This is a genomic window from Psychrobacter sp. CR212 (assembly GCF_059693765.1).
The window spans coordinates 183,238-203,247 of sequence record NZ_JCATIF010000001.1; the positions used below are offsets into that span (position 1 = coordinate 183,238).

Annotated in this window: 17 protein-coding genes; 13 read left to right on the plus strand and 4 right to left on the minus strand. The window is 44.3% G+C overall.

Features of this window, described 5'->3' with window-relative positions; translation table 11 throughout:
- Positions 1 to 21 precede the first annotated feature (21 nt).
- Positions 22 to 261, plus strand: coding sequence for a DUF2789 domain-containing protein (locus tag AC58CZ_RS00765; protein WP_058025028.1), 240 nt, complete (start codon positions 22 to 24; stop codon positions 259 to 261).
- Positions 262 to 448: 187 nt separating this feature from the next.
- On the opposite strand, the gene ribF is transcribed toward AC58CZ_RS00765, so the two are convergent.
- The gene (gene ribF / locus AC58CZ_RS00770) at positions 449 to 1,516 is read right to left on the minus strand and encodes a riboflavin biosynthesis protein RibF (protein WP_494223646.1); all 1,068 of its coding nucleotides are present in this window, start codon (positions 1,514 to 1,516) and stop codon (positions 449 to 451) included.
- Positions 1,517 to 1,761: 245 nt separating this feature from the next.
- On the opposite strand from ribF, the gene AC58CZ_RS00775 reads away from it, so the two are divergent.
- Positions 1,762 to 2,373: a GNAT family N-acetyltransferase gene (locus tag AC58CZ_RS00775; RefSeq protein WP_494223645.1), complete on the plus strand. Its 612-nt coding sequence runs from the start codon at positions 1,762 to 1,764 to the stop codon at positions 2,371 to 2,373.
- Between the two features lie 11 nt (positions 2,374 to 2,384).
- Here the strand turns inward: AC58CZ_RS00775 and AC58CZ_RS00780 are convergent, their stop codons facing one another.
- The 3 genes from AC58CZ_RS00780 to ampD form a co-directional block, all read right to left on the minus strand.
- A complete protein-coding gene (locus AC58CZ_RS00780) occupies positions 2,385 to 2,999 on the minus strand; it encodes a nuclear transport factor 2 family protein (protein ID WP_494223644.1) in 615 nt (204 codons plus the stop codon).
- Between the two features lie 129 nt (positions 3,000 to 3,128).
- Positions 3,129 to 4,679 (minus strand): murein biosynthesis integral membrane protein MurJ, encoded by a 1,551-nt coding sequence (gene murJ, locus AC58CZ_RS00785; RefSeq protein ID WP_423726118.1) that lies wholly within the window; start codon positions 4,677 to 4,679, stop codon positions 3,129 to 3,131.
- Between the two features lie 124 nt (positions 4,680 to 4,803).
- Positions 4,804 to 5,427, minus strand: coding sequence for a 1,6-anhydro-N-acetylmuramyl-L-alanine amidase AmpD (ampD, locus tag AC58CZ_RS00790; protein ID WP_494223643.1), 624 nt, complete (start codon positions 5,425 to 5,427; stop codon positions 4,804 to 4,806).
- A 157-nt stretch (positions 5,428 to 5,584) separates the two neighbouring features.
- Here ampD and AC58CZ_RS00795 point away from each other — a divergent pair, with 157 nt between their 5' ends.
- From AC58CZ_RS00795 to ftsZ, 11 genes are all read left to right on the plus strand, one after another.
- Positions 5,585 to 7,741, plus strand: coding sequence for a DUF7840 domain-containing protein (locus AC58CZ_RS00795; protein WP_494223642.1), 2,157 nt, complete (start codon positions 5,585 to 5,587; stop codon positions 7,739 to 7,741).
- 60 nt (positions 7,742 to 7,801) lie between these two features.
- Positions 7,802 to 8,641: an NAD-dependent epimerase/dehydratase family protein gene (locus AC58CZ_RS00800; protein ID WP_494223641.1), complete on the plus strand. Its 840-nt coding sequence runs from the start codon at positions 7,802 to 7,804 to the stop codon at positions 8,639 to 8,641.
- A 107-nt stretch (positions 8,642 to 8,748) separates the two neighbouring features.
- The gene (locus tag AC58CZ_RS00805) at positions 8,749 to 9,747 is read left to right on the plus strand and encodes a hypothetical protein (protein ID WP_494223640.1); all 999 of its coding nucleotides are present in this window, start codon (positions 8,749 to 8,751) and stop codon (positions 9,745 to 9,747) included.
- Between the two features lie 62 nt (positions 9,748 to 9,809).
- Positions 9,810 to 10,526 carry an orotate phosphoribosyltransferase gene (pyrE, locus tag AC58CZ_RS00810; RefSeq protein ID WP_494223639.1) on the plus strand — a complete coding sequence of 239 codons (717 nt, stop codon included), beginning with the start codon at positions 9,810 to 9,812 and terminating at the stop codon, positions 10,524 to 10,526.
- Positions 10,527 to 10,590: 64 nt separating this feature from the next.
- Positions 10,591 to 11,562, plus strand: a complete 972-nt coding sequence (gene gshB, locus AC58CZ_RS00815; protein ID WP_494223752.1) for a glutathione synthase — start codon at positions 10,591 to 10,593, stop codon at positions 11,560 to 11,562.
- Between the two features lie 229 nt (positions 11,563 to 11,791).
- The gene (murG, locus tag AC58CZ_RS00820) at positions 11,792 to 12,877 is read left to right on the plus strand and encodes an undecaprenyldiphospho-muramoylpentapeptide beta-N-acetylglucosaminyltransferase (protein ID WP_494223638.1); all 1,086 of its coding nucleotides are present in this window, start codon (positions 11,792 to 11,794) and stop codon (positions 12,875 to 12,877) included.
- Between the two features lie 86 nt (positions 12,878 to 12,963).
- Positions 12,964 to 14,403: a UDP-N-acetylmuramate--L-alanine ligase gene (gene murC, locus AC58CZ_RS00825; protein ID WP_494223637.1), complete on the plus strand. Its 1,440-nt coding sequence runs from the start codon at positions 12,964 to 12,966 to the stop codon at positions 14,401 to 14,403.
- Between the two features lie 23 nt (positions 14,404 to 14,426).
- Positions 14,427 to 15,527, plus strand: coding sequence for a D-alanine--D-alanine ligase (locus AC58CZ_RS00830; protein ID WP_494223636.1), 1,101 nt, complete (start codon positions 14,427 to 14,429; stop codon positions 15,525 to 15,527).
- 513 nt (positions 15,528 to 16,040) lie between these two features.
- Positions 16,041 to 16,835: a cell division protein FtsQ/DivIB gene (locus AC58CZ_RS00835; protein WP_423726124.1), complete on the plus strand. Its 795-nt coding sequence runs from the start codon at positions 16,041 to 16,043 to the stop codon at positions 16,833 to 16,835.
- Between the two features lie 112 nt (positions 16,836 to 16,947).
- Positions 16,948 to 18,285 carry a cell division protein FtsA gene (gene ftsA, locus AC58CZ_RS00840; RefSeq protein WP_058024576.1) on the plus strand — a complete coding sequence of 446 codons (1,338 nt, stop codon included), beginning with the start codon at positions 16,948 to 16,950 and terminating at the stop codon, positions 18,283 to 18,285.
- 270 nt (positions 18,286 to 18,555) lie between these two features.
- On the plus strand, positions 18,556 to 19,761 hold the full coding sequence (gene ftsZ, locus AC58CZ_RS00845) for a cell division protein FtsZ (RefSeq protein WP_058024577.1): 1,206 nt from the start codon (positions 18,556 to 18,558) through the stop codon (positions 19,759 to 19,761).
- Positions 19,762 to 20,010 lie beyond the last annotated feature (249 nt).

The window sequence follows — 20,010 nt, forward strand, 5'->3', positions numbered from 1 at the left end:
ACACCATTTAAGGAGAAAAGTATGTTGGGTGAGCCAGAATATAATATGAATGAGCTATTTGCTCAGTTAGGTCTAGATAGCTCTGATGAAGCGATTGATAAGTTTATCGCAGACAACCAGTTATCAAGTGAAGAGAAATTGATAGAAGCTGATTTCTGGACCGATAGCCAGCGTATGTTCTTGCAAGAAGAATGGCAAAAAGATGCAGCATGGGTAGAGACGATTGATGAGTTAAATGTACGAATGCATCCTGATGCCTAAAAGCTGATATAAAAAACCTAATATAGTAAACCGACCCCCATAAGTTGGACACAACTTACGGGGGTATTTTTATGCGTTACGATCTAGACTTTAAGCTTCAAGTCATCGCATACTATCGTCAAGGACATACCGGAATCGCAACAGCAAAGAAGTTTGGACTTGATAAAATGTAAGATACGTCTGACTGCTAAACTTGATTATTACGCCATTCTAGTAGGTCAGTGACATCTTGATGAATACCCGCTTTCAAGGCGTCCAAACCATCGTAGCGACGCTCACCATGCAAAAAGTGCAAGAAGCGCACTTCTAGATTCAATCCGTACAAATCTGCTTTTAGTTTGGGAAAGTGTACTTCCAATCGCCAGTCATCACCTTTATCAACAGAGGGTCTTTTGCCAATGTTAGCGGTACCGAACAAACTATGTGGACGCAAACCTGCGACGCCTATATTGTTATCAGTAGCCAGCTTTATTAAACCATCAGGTATGACCTCTCCATTCTCATCTAAGCTGACGATATCAACGGCAAAAATACCGTGCAAAGCGGGTTTTATTCGCTGCAAATCAATATTGGCAGTAGGAAAGTCCATAGTGCGACCAATTTGATCGCCACGGACGACCGACCCCGTAATGGCGTAGTCGCGGTCCAGCAGTATATTGGCAGCATGAATATCACCTGCCAATAGCAAGTCACGGATGCGAGTAGAGCTAATACGTGCAGCCTCATTATTGACATCATTCAAGTGGATGTTGTCAATATTGCTATCAGTGATGGTATGTAGATTAGTCACATCCAAACCATAATCGCGCAAAAACTGACTATCGCCAGTACGATCATGACCGAAGCGGAAGTCGTCACCTAGTACCAGCGCTTTTACATTTAAGCGCTTGGCTAATATATCGGCAAAGGCTTGTGCTGATAATGAGCGAAAGTCCTCATCAAAACCTGCCACCACTAAGGTTTTAACCCCATGTTGTGCTAGGAGTGCCTGCTTTTCTGCTAGATTGGTCAAACGCGCAGGGGCTTTAGCTGGCTCAAAAAACTCACGTGGTTGTGGCTCAAATATCATGACCGCAGCGTCCAAGTTTTGGGTATGCGCAATATCACGAACTTGTGCCAGCATCGCCTGATGACCAAGGTGTACGCCATCAAAATTGCCAATAGTGAGCACACAAGGCGCTAACTCTACTGGGTCATTAGTAGTAGACGCGGCATTTGATGATGCAATCAGTTGCTCAAGAAAATAGGTTTTCATAAGTTTTCAGCTATGATGAGACCAGATAAAAAACGAAAAAACACATCTATGGTCAAAATTGATGTGTCGAAAATTAGCCATTATAAAGTAAAATAGCCACACTAACATCCTATAGTCTACGGATAATGCAAGTATGAATGACGCTCTATGAATTTCATGGTTTGTACATACGTCTATTATCAGTATGACGATTTTTTACTATCATCATGAATACCAATAATAATGCCAATTAATATGGAGACTCTATGTCCGATGTTGCCTTAAATGTCATAGCAACTGCCCCGTTAACACATCAGCTGACCCAGCAGTTTATGGTACAACGTGCCAGTAAAGAAGACTTGGCAGAAGTGTTGGCGATTTATAACCAAAGTATTCCTGGCAAACAAGCAACGGCAAGTTTGGCATTAGTAACGCTCGAAGAACGTACAGCTTGGTTCGATGAGCATTTAGATAGTCCAACGAGGCCTATTTATGTAGTCAAAGCATTACTAGAAGGTGATGCCGATAGACAGAGTACAAAACTACCAATTGTTGCATGGGGCAGTTTCAGTGATTTATATGCGCGTACCGCTTATCATATCAGCACTGAAATCAGCATCTATCTGAACCAAGATTATCAGAGTAAAGGGTTGGGCAGTCTGTTGACACGCTGGATGTTGACGCAAGCGCCCAGTTTAGGAATCAGAAATATCGTTGCCCTTATCTTTGCCCACAATCAGCCAAGTTTGGGACTGTTCCGTAAACTTGGCTTTGAGCAGTGGGGATATATGCCAGAAGTTTGCGATATGGACGGGTTTATCGCTGATGTCGTAATGCTTGGTAAAGCCGTGGCATCGGACAACATTGCAGATAATTAGAGCAAAATGCCTTAACCCAAAATTTTCCATTGACCATTAATTTTCTGTAATTGATAGGTCAATGGTGCAGGGTCGCTTTGTCCTTTGAGCATCAACTCGCCCGTAATAGTAGCGCGCGTTTTGTCATCATTGTACGTTGTATCAGTAATCGTCACGCCATCGACCGTTTGTTGAAACGCCGATTGAGTGTTGGCAAGCTCTTGCTCAAAGTTTGCCATATCTACTTGATAGTAGCCTACTGCATCCTTCACATCACCATAATACAAGCTATTTAGTGCTTTTTTGACCGTGTCCTCTGGTGTACCCGCTTGAGTTGGATTGGTCACTAGGCTTTTTTGGTTAATCGGAGCAGTGACTGGATTGATATTGTCATTATCAATGGTCGTTGTATTCTCAGTATCATCTGTGACTTGAGTCGTTTCACTTGTGCTATCTGCTGTCTCTTTTTGCTCAGCTGTGTCTGTATCTGAAGTATCAACGACAGCTGCAACCTCTTCATTGTTGGTAGCAGTTTCAGTGTCTGCAGACTCATTGTTGCTGCAACCGCTCAGCAGTAGTCCAGTACCGAGTACACCTGTTGCAAGGAGAAGCGGTAAGCGCTGGAAGAGTGGCTGTTTCGTTGTCATATCGAACCTCAAATGTCAGTTATTCATTAATAGGTCATTATGACAACGATTGGTGGCAAGCATTGTCAATTCTGATGATAGGCTTGTTTTGGTTTCGTAAGCCAAGCTCATGCCTATATCTACGTTGGCTTATCCGTGTTTGAGCTGGCGAGGACGGAAACCTGTCGCTAGCAATACCACGCCATAGACGAGCGCTCCGGCGACACACATAATCACGAGTGCGATGATGCGTTGCCACTGGGCTTCATCAGTAGGGAAGTAGGGTAACATGAGATAAAGCACACCAATCATGGAGCCAGTCGAAATGGCAAACTGTGTGAATAGTTTGTTCCAATGGGGGCCAAAACGGAAAATATCGCGCTTGTGTAAGAAGTAATAGAGCAAGCCTGCGTTTACGAACGCTGCGCCCGTCGTTGCCAAGGCTAGGCCACCATGTAATGGCATTTCTAAGAAATAGAATATCCCAATAAAGATGACACTAAATACCATATTGGCAATAACAGAAATGATGCCGATTTTGACAGGTGTTCTGGTGTCTTGACGCGCAAAAAATGCAGGGGCAAAGATCTTGATCAGCATGAATCCTAAGATACCACCTGCCATACTACGTAATGCCAGTGCACTCATCTGCGCATCGCGTAAGGTAAACTCACCACGTAAGAACAGGGCTTGCATCAGCACATCTGCGAGTACAAAGAGCGCAGCCGAGGCAGGCACACCGACCAAAATGATAAGGCGCGCGGCCCAATCGATGGTCTTTTTGAAACTAACATCGTCTTTTTGTGCTTCACTTTTTGACAGACTTGGTAATATGACCGTACCAATCGCTACACCAATCAGCCCTAGTGGTAGCTCGCTCATACGCTCAGCTGCGTAGAGCCAAGACACCGAACCACCAATCATCAATGAGGCAAAAACGGTGTTCAGCAATAAGTTAATCTGAGTGACAGACACACCAAAGATAGCCGGCAACATTAATTTTAGAATGCGGCGAACGCCCTCGTGCTGAAAGTCAATCTTGGGCGCGACCAGTAGTTTTTGTTGCCATAGCTGAGGCAGTTGTATTAAGAATTGCAATAGTCCTGCGATCGCCACAGAATAGCCAAGCGCCATAATAGGCGTATCAAACATCGGCGCAAAAATCAGCGCACCACCAATCATACATAAATTCAATAGGACTGGGGCAAAGGCGGGCGCAGCAAAACGGCCATAACTTTGCAAAATACCACTGGCAAAAGCCGTCATAGAAATAAACAGCAAATAAGGGAAGGTAAGGCGGAGTAATTCAGCGGTAATGGCAAATTTGTCAGGTTGATCGGCAAACCCGGGGGCAAACAACGTCACTACCCAAGGCGCGATTAAGATAACAACAACTGTCAGCATCGACAACACCAGCAAGAGTGCGCCCGAGGTGCGACTGACTAAAATCTGTACTTGCTGTAAGCTGTACTTTTCCTTGTACTCGGACAGCACAGGAACGAATGCTTGGCTAAACGCCCCTTCAGCAAACAGTCGTCGCAAAAAGTTTGGGATTTTGAAGGCGACCAAAAAGGCGTCCATCAAACCGCCAGCCCCAAAAACCCCTAGTAATACGACATCGCGTACCAAACCTAAAATACGCGATAACATGGTCATACTGCTGACCACCATGGTTGAACGAAATAACCGACTTTTTGCCATGAGAACCTATCTTGCTAAGTTGTGTACAGGGTTGTGTAAGAGGTAGTATGCTGATTTGCTGTTGCAAAAAAACTGACGAATTATAGCACTTTCACCACTGAGATAAATGGATTGGATATGGAAATCATTTTTGCAGTGATAAAGAGTTATTTCGTAATAACCCTGCAACTAGCTCCCGCAACCTTGCCCATTCAAAATAATCACCAGGATCGGTCTTGCGTCCTGGTGCAATATCACTGTGCCCTGTTAAATGTCGGCGTGTTTTCGGGTACGCTTCATAAATAGCCGCAATTACCGCTGCGAGCTTCTCATATTGAGCAGAAGTGAAGGACACAAAATCTGACCCTTCAAGCTCAATACCAATGCTATAATCATTACATTCAGGCCGGCCCAAGTAGCTAGAGCGTCCAGCGTGCCAAGCGCGTTCGTTAAAATTGACGAACTGAGTGATAGCGCCATCACGCTCGATAAACAAATGCGCTGACACTTCTGCGCCTTTGATTGTCTGAAAGTAAGGGTGCGCATCCCAATCTAATTGATTAGTGAATAATGCCTTTACATAATGTGTGCCACTAGGGTCGCACGCACCAAACTCATTGGGTGGTAGGCTAATATTATGAATAATGATGGCATCAATACTTAGATCTTTTGGCCTGATATTGTAGTTTGGTGAGGCCAGCCAAGTAGCGGCTGACAGCAAACCATCTGTGATTGTCATTGGCAATGTAGATAATGATGAATCGGGCATAAAGCTCTCTTTTTATAACAGTATTGGTGATGTTGTGATAGAAAGTCTATCAAAGTAGTTAGATGGTCGCAGCTTGCTTATATCATTTAAGTCTCTAGCAGAATAAACCTTCACAGCGCGAATAGCGTATAAATAATAACGTGTGAGAGCCTGCCTCATGTCTATAAAACCGATGTCTACGTCTGGAACTTATACTCTAATAACCATTGGTCAGCGAGCGCGACTGCCATTGGCGATAGCGGCGCTATTGTTTTCTGCAAACACGCAGGCATTTTTACCGACGCCTTTATTGGTCACCGAAGGAGCGCTCTCATCTGAATTATCAGATAGTACGTCACCTAGTGACGCTGAAGATGCTGTTCGCATTGAGACATCTACTCTCAGTGATACTCGAATCAATAGTCAAAATAATACTGCGTCTGGGTCAGATATGGCGACAGAGCAGTTACTGGCAACATGGCGTCGACAGGCAAAAACTGACAATCTAGCACAGCATACAACATGGCGACGCTTATTGTATTTTTACGATGATAAAAATAGCATATTTGCTCAAAAGCAAACGGAGAGTCTGGTCGATGATCCACGCTTTTTTTTGAGTGATAACGGTCAGCAGGATTCAGCCGCAGAATTAGACGCGACACTAGTCGCACTGGCAAAAGAATTCACATCGCAGACAACTGGTAATAACCAAGCAAACATTCATATAAAAACTCAAGCAAATAATAATTCCGTTCTGTGCCGTTTCCCAGCACGAGTAGCATGGCTAAAAGAAAAGTTAGCTATCGATGATGCGAGTCTGACAAATGAGTGTCCAGAGCTGGATGACTGGATGTCGACATTGGCGCCTGAGCAGTTATCTATTGTGTTTGCTGAGGAGTATTTGGACAACCCACTCTCTGCCTTTGGTCATACGTTATTGCGCATTGATTCAAAATCGAGCGTAGCAGATCCCAATCAAATCAGTCAGGCGTATGCGCTCAATTATACGGTGGACGGTGATCCAAACGATAGCTTTCCAATCTATGCGACCAAATCCATGATTGGCAGTTATGACAGCGCCATCGAGATTGATCCTTATCCCCAAAAGCTCGCAAAGTATCTACAAGATGACGAGCGTGATACGTGGACGTATCAGTTGAATCTGACATCTAGTGAAGTACAGCAGATTATGCGCCATGTTTGGGAGACCAAGTCGCTAAAAATGCCATATTACTTCACCACGGATAATTGTGCTTCTGAGATTCTGCGCCTGATCGACGTTATTCGTCCGCAGCAGAATTTATTGAAGCAACTGGCTTATGTGGTCGTGCCCTCTGATGTCATTCAGTTATTAAACAGTCAAAATCTTTTGGCAAATGCCACTTATACCCCAGCCGACAATACGTTGCGTCAAGCTCAGCTTAATGACGTTAAGCAACAACGCGCGCAGCTGGGCTATCATAACAGCGCCAAACAAACCTTAAATGAGATAAAATCGGCACAGCTTAATCCTGTATCAAGCCTATCAGATGATGGACAACGGTTACGCAAACGTCAAATCGAGGTATCGGATAATAACCCAATAGATAGGCATCCACTACAGTTGGGAGTGATAGCTATCGGTCAGCGCGGTGACAATGACTATATCGATATTGGGTTTAGAGCAGGGTTTCATGATACGCTTGACCACGCGTCAGGGTATTCACAGTTTTTTAATTTAGAAGGGGTAGCTGCGACCTTACGTCTATATGACACAGATGATGATAAGCCCAATCAACCAGACAGCATGGTCTTACAAAATGCGACTTTGATTCAGGGACGCTCTTTTAATCCTATCAATGCTGGCAAAAAAGGCAAAACGTGGGGTGCAAGCATTGAGGCGACGCGAGTTAATGATGGCTCACAAGAGGGCGGGCGTGATCATCTGGTGAGTAGTGTGGGTTATGAGACGGGCTGGTCGTGGGCATTTGGTACGCCAAGCAGTGGTACAGGTGAGATGTCGCCGCAACTATGCTATACGTTTTTGGCCGGGACCGCGCAAGCAGGGCGCGGTATTAATAAAGGCTTTCGCGTAGGTGCAGGCGTCAATGCTGGTTGTCGTTATCAGATTAACAATCAGTTACGTGCGCAAGCTGAATTGCAATTGCCATATTGGTATCATGGCAGCAGCGATGAGTCCAACGTTCGTGGTCATTATTGGCAACCGATCTCAAGCCTCGGTCTACAATACGACATTGATAAAAAACAAGCACTACGTATCAATGCCAGCTATGACTGGCAAGAGCGCGTCGATGCGAATGAGGATATACAGTTGTCATACAGACGGTACTTTTAAGTAGGGTTCTCTCTTAGCGCTGTCATCGTTGTATAAGTTGTATAAAAGGAAAGATGTTTTATGAATACACCAAATATACTCATCATCGGGCAAGGTGATATCGGCTTGCCAGTCACCAATAAGCTGGCACAAGATGGCTTTTCGGTGACAGGGCTGGCTCGTAGTGAACGTGATCATTATGCATTAGTGGACAATGCTAAATTTTTGCAGGCAGATGCGCTGACTCTGACAACCGAGCAGCTGCAAACATTTACGCATATTGCGATTATCGTCACCCCTGATGAGTATTCGACCAGCGGTTATCATGACAGCTACTTGGCGATCAGCCAGCATTTGGCAACGCTTGCTCCGAATCTGGTGAACCTGCAGCGCGTCGTGTTTATTTCTTCTACTGGTGTTTACGGTCAAGACAATGGCGAATGGATCGATGAGCATACTGAACCTATGACGCCTGAGCGTGATGCATCAAAGGTTATATTGCAAGCCGAACAAGCACTGCAACAAAGCTTTGGTGACAAAGCCATCATCATTCGTCCTAGCGGTATTTATGGACGTGATCGTCTTATGCGCCTGCGAAAAGCTCGTGAGCCACAAAAAGAGCCAGTAGCCGCCGAGCATTGGAGCAATCGTATTATGGATCGCGACTTAGTCACTATCATTGCCAATGTGTTGACGATAGACGCACCAAAGGCACTCTACCTTGCGACAGACTACAGACCTGTGACTACCTTTGAGCTTGGCGTTTGGTTGAGTGAACAAATCGGTGAAGCCGCGCCTATTATCGATGAAAAAAAGACGTCAGTGACAGGAAAGCGTTTGCACAGCAATATTCCGTTAGCTTGGCTTGAGTACGCTGATTGGCAAACAGGATACCGTGATATTTTGGATCATCAAGAGTAAGCTCTTCGGTATAAGTATTTAAGTATAAGTATTTAAGTATAAGCTCTTAAGCTTAAGATCGTCTTTTAGTTTGATCGTTTTTATAGTTTATTTTGTATGGAGATTTCATGACCCAGCCTTCTACTTCTGATGACCGTTTGTCTCATGCTAGTCTGGCAGCAGAAGGTAGCAAGCTCACGAAAGGCGATGCTGGGCAGTCCTCTGTGCTCGCTGATTCACAGCAACCTGCAATCGTACACCCTAATTTTGATCCCAAACGATTACCCCTTGATCCTGCCAGACCGCTGAGTGATATTCCTGAGCCTGCCCGCCGCTTAAACGGCCAGTTGCGTCGGCTTTATGGTAATTCGACGCGGTTTTATCAGCCTAATGCAGATAGCTTGTCAAAATGGTCGCTGATTGCTTCAGAAGCCTTGGCAGAGCATTTATCATTATTCAAGGCGGCGCAGCTCGTCGAGTTGCCTGATAGCTTTTATCAGAACCACAGTGATCAGCCCTTATTATCGCCATTATCAGAGATGACATTATTAGACATGTCAGATATCCAGCAGGCGATTCGTACCTATCCAAAACTCAACCGATATGGGTTTGGCTCTGCTGATAGCGACGAGATGGCTGAGCCAAATAACAATGACAAAGTTAATGTGTCTTCAGCCTCTCTGCGCGCATTGATCAAACGCTATAATCCTGATGAACTGCTGAGTAGCCTGTATGCCGATGATTGGCAAGTGATTTTGCAACCGCAGCAATTTGAGACAGGCGAGGGCAGTTTGGCGACAGATATTATGGCCTGTAGCGCTGCTGTCCATGCGCTAAAGCAATGCAGCACCCGCAAAAGTCTCAATCATAGCTATAGTGCCGCGCAAATTTGCCAGCACGTACGTAGTTATTTGCTGAGTCAGATTGTCTGTGAGCCTACGCAGCGTCACGCATATCGTCAGATCCGGATATTTGCTGGTCACATTATTGTTGCTGCGTGTCATTTAGGTTGGGAGATACAAGTGCGAGCAGATGGCCAAAGCTATTTTAATATCTCGTCGCGTAGTGGTTTGTTGACTCGCTATGCCAATATGCAGGATTACGAAATCAACGGTTGGTCAAGCTGATCAATAATGCGTACAATAATGCAAATTTTTTCGCCCCTCTTTTTGTCGATAGGAATGTCATCATGTCTCACGTATCACGCTCGCAAGACCCAACGTTTTCATCTCATCAATTTATTCAACTGGCTTTAGATAACCAAGTACTTAAATTCGGCGAGTTTGTCCTCAAGTCTGGTCGTATCAGTCCATATTTTTTTAATGCAGGTCTGCTTGCAACGGGTGAGATGTTATCACTGCTAGCACGTGGTTATGCAGATGCCTTAGCTGAACAGATAATTGCGGCAAATAATGACGGTAATGAGCAAGAGCTAGTCATCTTTGGTGCGGCTTATAAAGGTATTCCTTTTGTCGCAGCGACCGCACAAGCGTTATGGCTACATCATGGCATCAATGCAAAATGGGGTTACAATCGTAAAGAAGCCAAAACCCACGGTGAAGGGGGCAATTTGGTCGGTGCTGACGTAAGTGGCAAGGCTGTTTGGGTGCTTGACGATGTCATCACAGCCGGCACAGCGATGCGTGAAGTGGTCGAGATTTTAGAGCAAGCAGGAGCAAGCGTTGCGGGTATTATCGTCGCGCTTGATCGCAAAGAAAAAGGCCAAGCTGAGCACTCTGCTATTCAAGAGCTTGCTGCCACATTAGCAGTGCCAGTGCGTGCATTGGTTGATATTGACGATTTAATCAGTTATCTGGCAGATGACCATGGTGCACAAAACGGCCAACATAAAGACGCGACCCAGTTAGCCAAAATGCAACATTACCGTGAGCAGTACGGTGTATAGTTAGGCACTGAGCCTGTTTTATACTAATAATATAACGTAAGTGAGCCCTACCATGAGTCAAACAATGAGCCAACAAAACCAAGAAAAATTGCTAAAAATACTCGTCATTATGGATCCTATCGAGCGGGTCAATTATAAAAAAGACACCAGTCTCGCTATGATGTGGGCCGCTCAAGACCGTGGTCATCAGCTTGGTTACTGTCAGATTCATGACTTGTGGTTGGATCGTGGACAATTAATGGTCGATACTCAGCCGCTTACGGTGAAGCGTGATCCTGCAGATTTTTATACACTGGGTGATAAAACGACAGGCTCAGTTGCTGACTATGACGTGATTTTGATGCGCAAAGACCCACCGTTTGATATGCGCTTTATTTATGCCACTTATATGCTTGATCATGCCAAAGCAGCAGGCGTGCTCGTGGTCAACGATCCGCAAGCCATCCGTGATTGTAATGAGAAATTATTTGCGACGTGGTTTAGTGAGTATATGAGCCCAACGATTGTGACCAGCAAACAGGCTCACATTCGCAAGTTTATCGCTGAGCATCAAGATGTCATCGTTAAACCGCTAGATGGTATGGGCGGTACGGGTATCTTCCGTCTGACTGCTGATAGTCCAAATATTGGCGTGACGATTGAGGTGCTGACTGAGCTTGAGACTTTACCAATCATGGCGCAGCGTTATTTGCCAGAGATTAAAGCAGGTGATAAACGCATACTTATTGTAGATGGCGTTGTGGTCGACTATAGCTTGGCGCGTATCCCAAGCAAAGGCGAGACCCGTGGCAATCTTGCCGCAGGTGGTCGCGGTGTGGCGATGCCATTAACCGATATTGAGCGTCAAGTGGCAGAAGTTGTGGCGCCGATTGTCAAAGAAAAAGGTCTGATGTTCGTGGGTTTGGACTTGATCGGTGGGCGTATTACTGAGATTAATGTCACTAGTCCAACGTGCGTACGTGAGATTGATGATCAGTGTGGTACCGATATTGCGACCGACTTTATCATGGCAATTGAGAATAAATTGACCATATAGCCAGTTGAGTCGTATTGTTTTTTATAGTGGTTTTTGAGTGGTAAGTAATGCCAAGTCGTGCCAGCTCATGGCTTGGTTTTTTGTTATTTCTACTGCATAAAGTACTGTATATAAGACAATGATTTCCTCTATACTATGCGGGCTTTTACCGTGTCATTTTTTTAGTAAATGGCATCATAGTAGTAGGACAAATCCTTCATATAAGTAAAGTAAAGATAGGCAGATCTCCATGAAAACACCGCATATATTGATGATGGCAGCTGGGACGGGTGGACATGTTTTCCCCGCGCTTGCAGTGAGTGACGAGCTGACCAAACGCGGTGCAGTGATTCATTGGCTTGGAACACCAAATGGCATGGAAAACGGTTTGGTTGAACCGACGGGCTATCCTTTTCATGCCATCAATATGCAAGGACTGCGCGGTAAGGGCGTGGGTCGTTTAGTCAAGCTGCCAGTAACGTTATTGTCAGCGACGATGGCTGCGGTGAAAGTGATTCGCAGCAATCAGATTGACGTGGTCGTTGGTTTTGGTGGCTATGTGAGTGCGCCTGGTGGACTTGCTGCACGTCTGACCAATACACCGCTGATTATCCATGAACAAAATGCCATCGCTGGCATGAGCAATCGTTATCTGTCTAAGCTGTCTACCAAAGTATTACAAGCATTCGAGAACACTTTTGCCAATAGTGAACAAGATGCCAAGCTTGAAACAGTTGGCAATCCTGTGCGTAACGCCATCACTGGTGTCGCAGAGCCAAAGGTGCGTTATGATATCAATGATAGCTCACCGCTTAAACTGCTGGTCGTGGGTGGCTCGCTTGGTGCTCAGGTATTGAATGAGACCGTGCCAAAATCACTGGCTTTGCTAGACCAACCGTTTGAAGTCCTTCATCAATGCGGACGCAATAACGAAGCAGCCACTCAGGCGGCTTATAGTGAGCAAGATTTAAGCAAGCATCAGTTCACAGTGCAACCCTTTATCGATGATATGGCGGCGGCCTACAACTGGGCAGATATTATCGTTTGCCGCGCTGGTGCATTGACAGTGACTGAAATCCAAAATGTCGGTATTGCTGCTATTTTTGTACCGCTACCACATGCGGTTGATGATCATCAAACCGCCAATGCGCGCACATTGACCTCGCATGCTGCTGCGGTTTTATTGCCACAGTCAGAGCTAACGGCTAAACGTTTAAGCGATGAGCTTAGCGTACTCAATCGAGAGAAATGCCTTGAGATGGCCCAAAAAGGTCATGCGCTTGCCAATCGCAGTGCGAGTAAACAAGTGGCTGATATTATTTGGCAAGCCTTATAGTTTCGGCTTTTGCCACTCGTTATATTTTACTGATCATATTTTACTGTCCTTCAATTTTTATTATCCCTTAATAAAGAGAAAATTTTATGTCTACCTCTGCCAAAGCCCTTCCTAAGCGTTTGATTGAAATACCAGAAATGCGCCGTATTCAGCATTTGCATTTTATTGGTATTGGTGGCTCAGGCATGTGCGGCATCGCTGAGGTAATGAATAATCAAGGTTATCAAGTCAGTGGTTCTGACATTGCAGAAAGCCTGGTGACGAAGCGTCTACAGCAGATTGGTATCAAAATATCGATTGGTCATGATTCCAAAAATATTGCCAACGCTGACGTGATCGTCGTGTCATCAGCGATTGATCGTAGCAATCCTGAGGTAAAAGCTGCGCTTGAAGCTCGCCTGCCAGTCGTACGCCGCGCCGATATGCTTGGCGAGTTGATGCGCTATCGTCATGGTATTGCCGTTGCTGGTGCGCATGGTAAAACGACGACGACCAGTTTGCTCACCACCATGATGGCAGAAGGACAGCTAGATCCTACCTATGTGATTGGTGGTAAGCTAAATGCCTCAGGTAAAAATGCAGCACTAGGCAACAGCCGTTTCTTGGTAGCAGAAGCGGATGAGTCCGATGCGTCTTTTTTATCACTGCGCCCAATGGCAGCAATTGTGACCAATATCGATCAAGATCACATGGAAACCTATGGCAACAGCTTTGATAAATTAAAAGCCGCATACATTCAGTTTCTACACAATATGCCGTTTTACGGCTTGGCCGTGGTATGCGGTGATGACCCTGAGCTGTATGCAATGATTGATGATATTGGTCGACCAGTATTGACCTTTGGCCTTGAGCCATTTAATGACGTACAAGCTGTCGATCTGGTGGCAGAAGGTACCAAGACTCACTTTACTGTATTGCGCCGTGACCGTGAGCCATTGCGTCTGACATTAAACATTCCTGGTACACATAATGTCTATAATGCACTGGCTGCTATCGCCATGGCAACGGATGAAGGTGTCGATGATGCCGCGATTGAGCGTGCCTTGCAGAAATTTGAAGGGGTAGGCCGCCGTTTTGAGCAGCATGCCTCAGTCGATATCGATGATGGCAATGTCCTATTGATTGATGATTACGGTCATCATCCAAAAGAAGTTGACGCAACCATCAAAGCCGCTCGCCAAAGCTTTCCTGATCGCCGTTTAGTGATGTTATTTCAACCGCATCGTTATAGCCGTACCCGTGATTGCTATGACGATTTTGTCGAAGTGCTATCAAGTGTTGATGAGCTGCTACTATTGGATGTATATTCAGCAGGTGAAAGCCCGATTTTAGGCGCTGATACCAAGTCATTAGCGCGTAGTATCCGTCTGCGCGGTGAAGTTGAACCGACGATTATTGACAAAGACAATCTTGCCCCTGTGATGCAGCGTTTATTAAAAGCCAATGACATGCTTATCACGCAAGGCGCGGGTAATGTGGGGCATATCGCTATTGATTTGGCTGCCAATAATCTTTACATCAAGTAAGCTAAAATTTAGGAACTATCTTCATGACGACTAATAATAAAGAAAACATGAGTACTCAGAACCTCGCTATCGATGATACCGAAGATAGGTCAGCCATCACCAATCCAGAACCAGCATTGGCGGCGGCTGCACAAGCAGGACAAAGCGACGCGAGCATTTCGCCAAATGAGGAAGAGAATAAAAAATCTATCAGTACGATGACTGGTCATGTAAAAGATGCCGCTCAGTTTGGTAAAGTCGCTGTGATCTATGGTGGTAGCAGCAATGAGCGCAGCGTGTCTTTGGATAGCGGTGCGGCCGTCTTGCAAGCGCTACAAAATCAAGGTGTCGATGCCACTCATTTTGACCCCAAGTACCAAGATATTACTGAGCTGCGTGAATATGACCGTGTGTTCAATGTCTTGCACGGTCGTGGCGGCGAAGACGGTCTATTGCAAGGTGTATTACAGTGGTTTGATATACCGCAAACGGGATCTGGCATTTTGGCATCAGCATTAGGTATGGACAAAGTACGTACCAAACAACTATGGCAAGGTTGTGGCTTATCCACAGCACCGTTTTCATTATTGACGGCTGATACCGACTGGCAGCAAGTGGTCAATATGCTAGGACTGCCGCTTATCATCAAGCCCGTTCATGAAGGCTCAAGTATTGGTATGACCAAGGTCAATCATCTCGATGAGTTACCTGCTGCCTATGCCACAGCAGTACAGTGTGGTGATGCCGTGATGGCTGAGCGCTGGATCACAGGTCGTGAGTTTACGATTGTGATTATCGATGACGAAGCTTATCCTGTCATTCGACTTGAGCCTGCTGATATCACCAATTTCTATGACTTTGAGGCCAAGTATAATCGTAACGATACCAGCTACTATATTCCTTGCGGATTAAGCGCTGCTGATGAGAAGCATCTGCAAGAGTTAAGTTTGGCGGCATTCCGTGCTGTAGATGCAAAAGGTTGGGGACGTATTGACGCCATGCAGGATGAAGCAGGGAATTTTTGGTTGCTTGAGATCAATACCGTGCCCGGTATGACCAGTCATAGTTTGGTACCAATGGCAGCCAAAGCTAGAGGCATGGATTTTGACACATTGTGCTGGCACATATTATCGCAGACAGTCTAATTTTTTGATGTGGCGCTCATCATATTTATCACGATTTTTTAGCAATGAGTCTGATGACAACCATATTGAGTAAATGAGCTATGTTAAAGCATGGGCAATGATAAATTATATAGAGATTTATAATTTCTCAGCTTTATCACTTTTGTAGCATGGCGATTTTAGTCAAAAAAGCCGTCAATGTATCACTAGAGCTGCTATAACATAGCTTCATGTAAACTTGTGTAAATTCAAGGCTACTAGCGAGCGTTACGCTATTGTTTGCCTATAAAATACGTTAATATTGTAAGAATAGCTTTGTTTTAGTAATATTTACGTTTTTTGTAGGGATAACCTATAAGTTATTCATAACCTAAGAAAAATGTTACGTTTAAATAAGAGTAATCGCTGACTATCAGTCTTTTTATTGACAGTCTTTGATAATATATTGCTTTAATAAGCTTCTGCAAAAACTTGCAGATTTACATCAATAATTAGCATGATCAGTTTTATGCAAATATAGGGACAAAGGTCATTATGGCTCAAACTGTCAACGAGGTAACTGACTTGATGAGTGATAAAGCCGGTCGCCCAGCATCCAAACTCCAATTACCAACCTCGGCCCGATATCTTTTTATGATATTGGTATTAGGATTATTGGTACTAATATTGATAATGGGTGGTAAAGCGTTACGTGATGCACCGCCTGCTGAGATTCATGTCAGCAATCAAGGGCTCTCTACCGCTCAATACAACTCATTGCAGACAGTGATGGATCAGCAAAAGGTCAGCAGTTTTTTTACTTCTGATTTGCAAGCATTAAGAGATATTACGACAAGCCTTGCATGGGTTGATCAAGTGAGTATCTCTCGAGACTGGCAACGCGGCATTGTAGTTACTGCACTACCTAAGCAAGCAGTCGCTAATTTTGGGACAGAGCGCTTGGTTGATGCAAAAGGATCTGTGTTCGTTCCTGCTGATAGTAGCGACTTGACGCAAGAGCGCTTTGCTACTCTGCAAGGTGAAATGGCTCAAGCGCCAGTCATTATGCAGCAAATGCAGCAAGTCAATGATTGGTATGCGCCACTTGATATGCAGGTTGAAGACATTATTTTGTCACCAAGAATGACTTGGCTCATTCGTTTTGATAATGGCTTGCGCGTCATCGTCGATAATGAGAACACCGCACAAAAATTACTGAATCTAAGCCAGTTACTTGGTAATCAGTTAAGCGGACGCCGAGATGAGATGCAATCTGTAGACTTACGCTACAAGAATGGTTTTACGATTGCCTGGGATATGTCAGCGCCGCCAGTTGATGAGCCCAAATAATTGAAGGAATACTGATGAGTGGTTACTTGAGTCGAAACTGTTTGCCCAAAATGAATAATATATGTACAACATCATAGCGTATTAACAGCGCTTTTTTTAATGATTCAATAGGATGGCGTTATTTGCGCTCCTATTTAGTAATAATTTGTCTGCTACCATGAAATATAACGAAAATTTGGTTGTTGTCCATCTAAGTGCCACGGCAGTGTATGTCGTAATTGGCAATGTTGTCTCTGCAAAAGACATTCGTATCTTAGGCGTAGGGCAAGTTAAAAATAGCGATTTTTATCAAGGCCAAATTAAGCATCGTGAACGCCTACAAGGTGCTATCAAGCAAGCCATCCAAGAAGCAGAGGATACTGCCAATTGCCGCGTGCATAGCGTGTGGTTGACGCTCGCAACACCTGAGCTATCTAGTAAAAACAGTGCTGGAGAGGTAAGGGTTGAGGACGAGTTTGTACGTGCCAAAGATATGGTACAGGCCTTGTCTAATGCCAAGTCGCGCGATCTGCCATCCGATTACTATCTCATGCATTGCTGCCAGCAAGGTATCTATGTTGATGATCAAGACTTCATGGTCGACGATGTGATTGAGATGATGGCACATAATATCACTGTGATGTATCACATGATGATGATGCCTGTCGCTAGCCGCCAAAATATTCAAAAACTACTACAAAGCTGCGATGTCGGTATTGACCATATCGTATTTGACGCAGTGACCAGTGCTGAATATAGTTTAATGACCGAAGAGCGTCAGCAAGGGGTTTGCTTGGTAGATATCGGTGCCAGTACGACCAGTATTTGTGTTTACAAAGAAAATAAATTGATTTTTACGCACTGCATAGCTACTGGTAGCCATGAAGTGACAATGGATATTTCAGCTGATTTCGGTATATCAATGATCGAAGCTGAGAAATTGAAAAAGTCTCATGGTACGGCTGACGCCAATAGTGTTGATCCAAGCTCATTCTTTTTGTTTAAACCGCAAGGATCGAGCGATGAAATCAACATCGGTATCTATAATTTAGCACGCATTATTGAAGCACGTTATGTGCAGATATTCACTGAAGTCGCTCGGCAACTGCATGAAGCAGGTTTGATAGGCTATATTGACAAAGGTATCGTGCTGACAGGCGGCGGTAGTACCATTAAAGGTATGATACCGTTTGCTAAACGTCTGCTCAAAATGCCAGTGGTATTGACCAATACGCATCCTGCTATTAGTGCTTACAATCATTTTGATAATGACGAGTCATTTAAACAGCTTAATAGTCAGGTCAATGACCGGGCTTACCAAACAGCTTTTGGCACACTCTTATATAGTCAAAGCGAGCAGTTTCGCCGTAGTGAAAAAAGTGAACCTGATACGATTCAAAAAAATCGAGTCACAGGGGTCTTTCAAAGCGCAGGCAAACGTTTTGCTGATGTGTTGAAAAAAATACTATAGACCTACTGACCAAACATGTAGAGCATAAACGCTTTTGTAAGATGCTCTTGAATGAAGTAAGCAAAAATTAAAGTCATATTGAAAGTAATGTGCTAAGCGGTAACAGTAATACATTAAGCGATGATGACCTATTATGGTCCGCGCTGAACTATTTGATCCATAGCCCTGTTTTATTTAAATACATTTATATATAGTATGTCGATAGCGCGCCATATGAGTGCGTTACTACGTATCGACCTACACGCTATCTGCAACTGGAGAATCTTTTTTATGTCAAAATACACCATGCCAGATGATAACCAGCTTCAAAATAACGGCCAAGCGAGCTTCACTGTATTCGGTGTTGGCGGCGGCGGCGGTAATGCGGTTGAACATATGGTACAACAAGGGATTAGAGGTGTAACGTTCGTCTGTGCTAATACAGATAAGCAAGCGCTAGATCGTCTGACAGCACCGCACAAACTACAACTTGGTGCAAAAACGAACCGTGGTCTAGGTGCAGGTGCAAATCCAGAAGTTGGTCGTGAAGCAGCAGAAAGCGAAGAAGAAGCTATCCGTGCATTGCTTGAACACTCAGATATGGTATTTATCACTGCTGGTATGGGTGGCGGTACAGGTACAGGCGCAGCGCCAGTGGTTGCACGTATTGCCAAAGAAATGGAAGTATTGACGGTTGCTGTTGTGACCACACCATTTAAATTTGAAGGTGGCAAACGTATCAAAGCTGCGAAAGCAGGTATCGAGCAGTTGACCAATTTCGTTGATTCAATTATCACGATTCCAAATGATAAGTTGATGAGCGTATACGGCAATATCTCTATGCAAGACGCTTTCAAAAAAGCGGACGATGTTTTGCTACATGCAGTCCAAGGTATTGCAGAGACGATCGCTAGCGAAGGTATGATCAATATTGACTTTAACGATATCCGTACGGCAATGACAGCTAAAGGTCATGCAATGATGGGTATTGGCCGTGCCAGCGGTGATGATCGTGCGCGTCAAGCCACCGAAAAAGCCATCAGATCGCCACTACTTGATGATTTACGTCTAGAAAATGCGAAAGGTCTATTGGTCAACGTGATTTCTTCTGAGTCATTATCACTTGATGAGATGAGCAAAATCAGCATTATTGTTGAAGAAATTACTGATATCGATGATGCTCATATTTTCTACGGTTCTGTAATCGATGAAAAAATGGGTGATGACTTGCATGTGACGGTTATTGCAACGGGTCTGACCTTAGATGAAAACGCAGGGCAAGAGCCAGAAGTGGTTGAGCAACCTGTTCCTTCTGTGAATAGTACACAACCTGTCGATCCTAATGTACATACCAGTGCATTAAATAGCCAGAAGAAATCACAAGCTCAACTGCATCAAGATAACGTTAATACTGCACGCCCAAGCGCGCCTCAAGAGCAGACAAAAACTAAAACCAATAGCATTCAAGACTATCTGAAGCGTCAACAAAACAAATAGTTTTTTAGTATTAAGTTAAAAAAAGCCAGCGCTCAAATGCTGGCTTTTTTGTGTCTACATAGAAAAGACTGGCCTATAAAAAGAGAGTAACAAAATCAGGAGTATCGCAAAATGTTTCTGATCGAAAAAGTATGTCCAGAATCTAGTGTTTCTAAGCGTTCAATAGGGCATAAAACTGTGAAAATATATGATGAGATAATGACGATAAGTGTTATCAATCAAAGAGATAAGGAAATTAACGCTTTTTAT

What these genes read in the sequence shown, in the direction of transcription:
- ftsA (WP_058024576.1), top strand. Translation starts at nt 16,948, where the DNA reads ATGGCGTTATTTGCGCTCCTATTTAGTAATAATTTGTCTGCTACCATG.
- murG (WP_494223638.1), top strand. Translation starts at nt 11,792, where the DNA reads ATGAAAACACCGCATATATTGATGATGGCAGCTGGGACGGGTGGACAT.
- pyrE (WP_494223639.1), top strand. Translation starts at nt 9,810, where the DNA reads ATGTCTCACGTATCACGCTCGCAAGACCCAACGTTTTCATCTCATCAA.
- AC58CZ_RS00800 (WP_494223641.1), top strand. Translation starts at nt 7,802, where the DNA reads ATGAATACACCAAATATACTCATCATCGGGCAAGGTGATATCGGCTTG.
- gshB (WP_494223752.1), top strand. Translation starts at nt 10,591, where the DNA reads ATGAGCCAACAAAACCAAGAAAAATTGCTAAAAATACTCGTCATTATG.
- murC (WP_494223637.1), top strand. Translation starts at nt 12,964, where the DNA reads ATGTCTACCTCTGCCAAAGCCCTTCCTAAGCGTTTGATTGAAATACCA.
- AC58CZ_RS00795 (WP_494223642.1), top strand. Translation starts at nt 5,585, where the DNA reads ATGTCTATAAAACCGATGTCTACGTCTGGAACTTATACTCTAATAACC.
- AC58CZ_RS00765 (WP_058025028.1), top strand. Translation starts at nt 22, where the DNA reads ATGTTGGGTGAGCCAGAATATAATATGAATGAGCTATTTGCTCAGTTA.
- AC58CZ_RS00780 (WP_494223644.1), bottom strand. Translation starts at nt 2,999, where the DNA reads ATGACAACGAAACAGCCACTCTTCCAGCGCTTACCGCTTCTCCTTGCA.
- ribF (WP_494223646.1), bottom strand. Translation starts at nt 1,516, where the DNA reads ATGAAAACCTATTTTCTTGAGCAACTGATTGCATCATCAAATGCCGCG.
- ampD (WP_494223643.1), bottom strand. Translation starts at nt 5,427, where the DNA reads ATGCCCGATTCATCATTATCTACATTGCCAATGACAATCACAGATGGT.
- AC58CZ_RS00805 (WP_494223640.1), top strand. Translation starts at nt 8,749, where the DNA reads ATGACCCAGCCTTCTACTTCTGATGACCGTTTGTCTCATGCTAGTCTG.
- AC58CZ_RS00835 (WP_423726124.1), top strand. Translation starts at nt 16,041, where the DNA reads ATGGCTCAAACTGTCAACGAGGTAACTGACTTGATGAGTGATAAAGCC.
- ftsZ (WP_058024577.1), top strand. Translation starts at nt 18,556, where the DNA reads ATGTCAAAATACACCATGCCAGATGATAACCAGCTTCAAAATAACGGC.
- murJ (WP_423726118.1), bottom strand. Translation starts at nt 4,679, where the DNA reads ATGGCAAAAAGTCGGTTATTTCGTTCAACCATGGTGGTCAGCAGTATG.
- AC58CZ_RS00830 (WP_494223636.1), top strand. Translation starts at nt 14,427, where the DNA reads ATGACGACTAATAATAAAGAAAACATGAGTACTCAGAACCTCGCTATC.
- AC58CZ_RS00775 (WP_494223645.1), top strand. Translation starts at nt 1,762, where the DNA reads ATGTCCGATGTTGCCTTAAATGTCATAGCAACTGCCCCGTTAACACAT.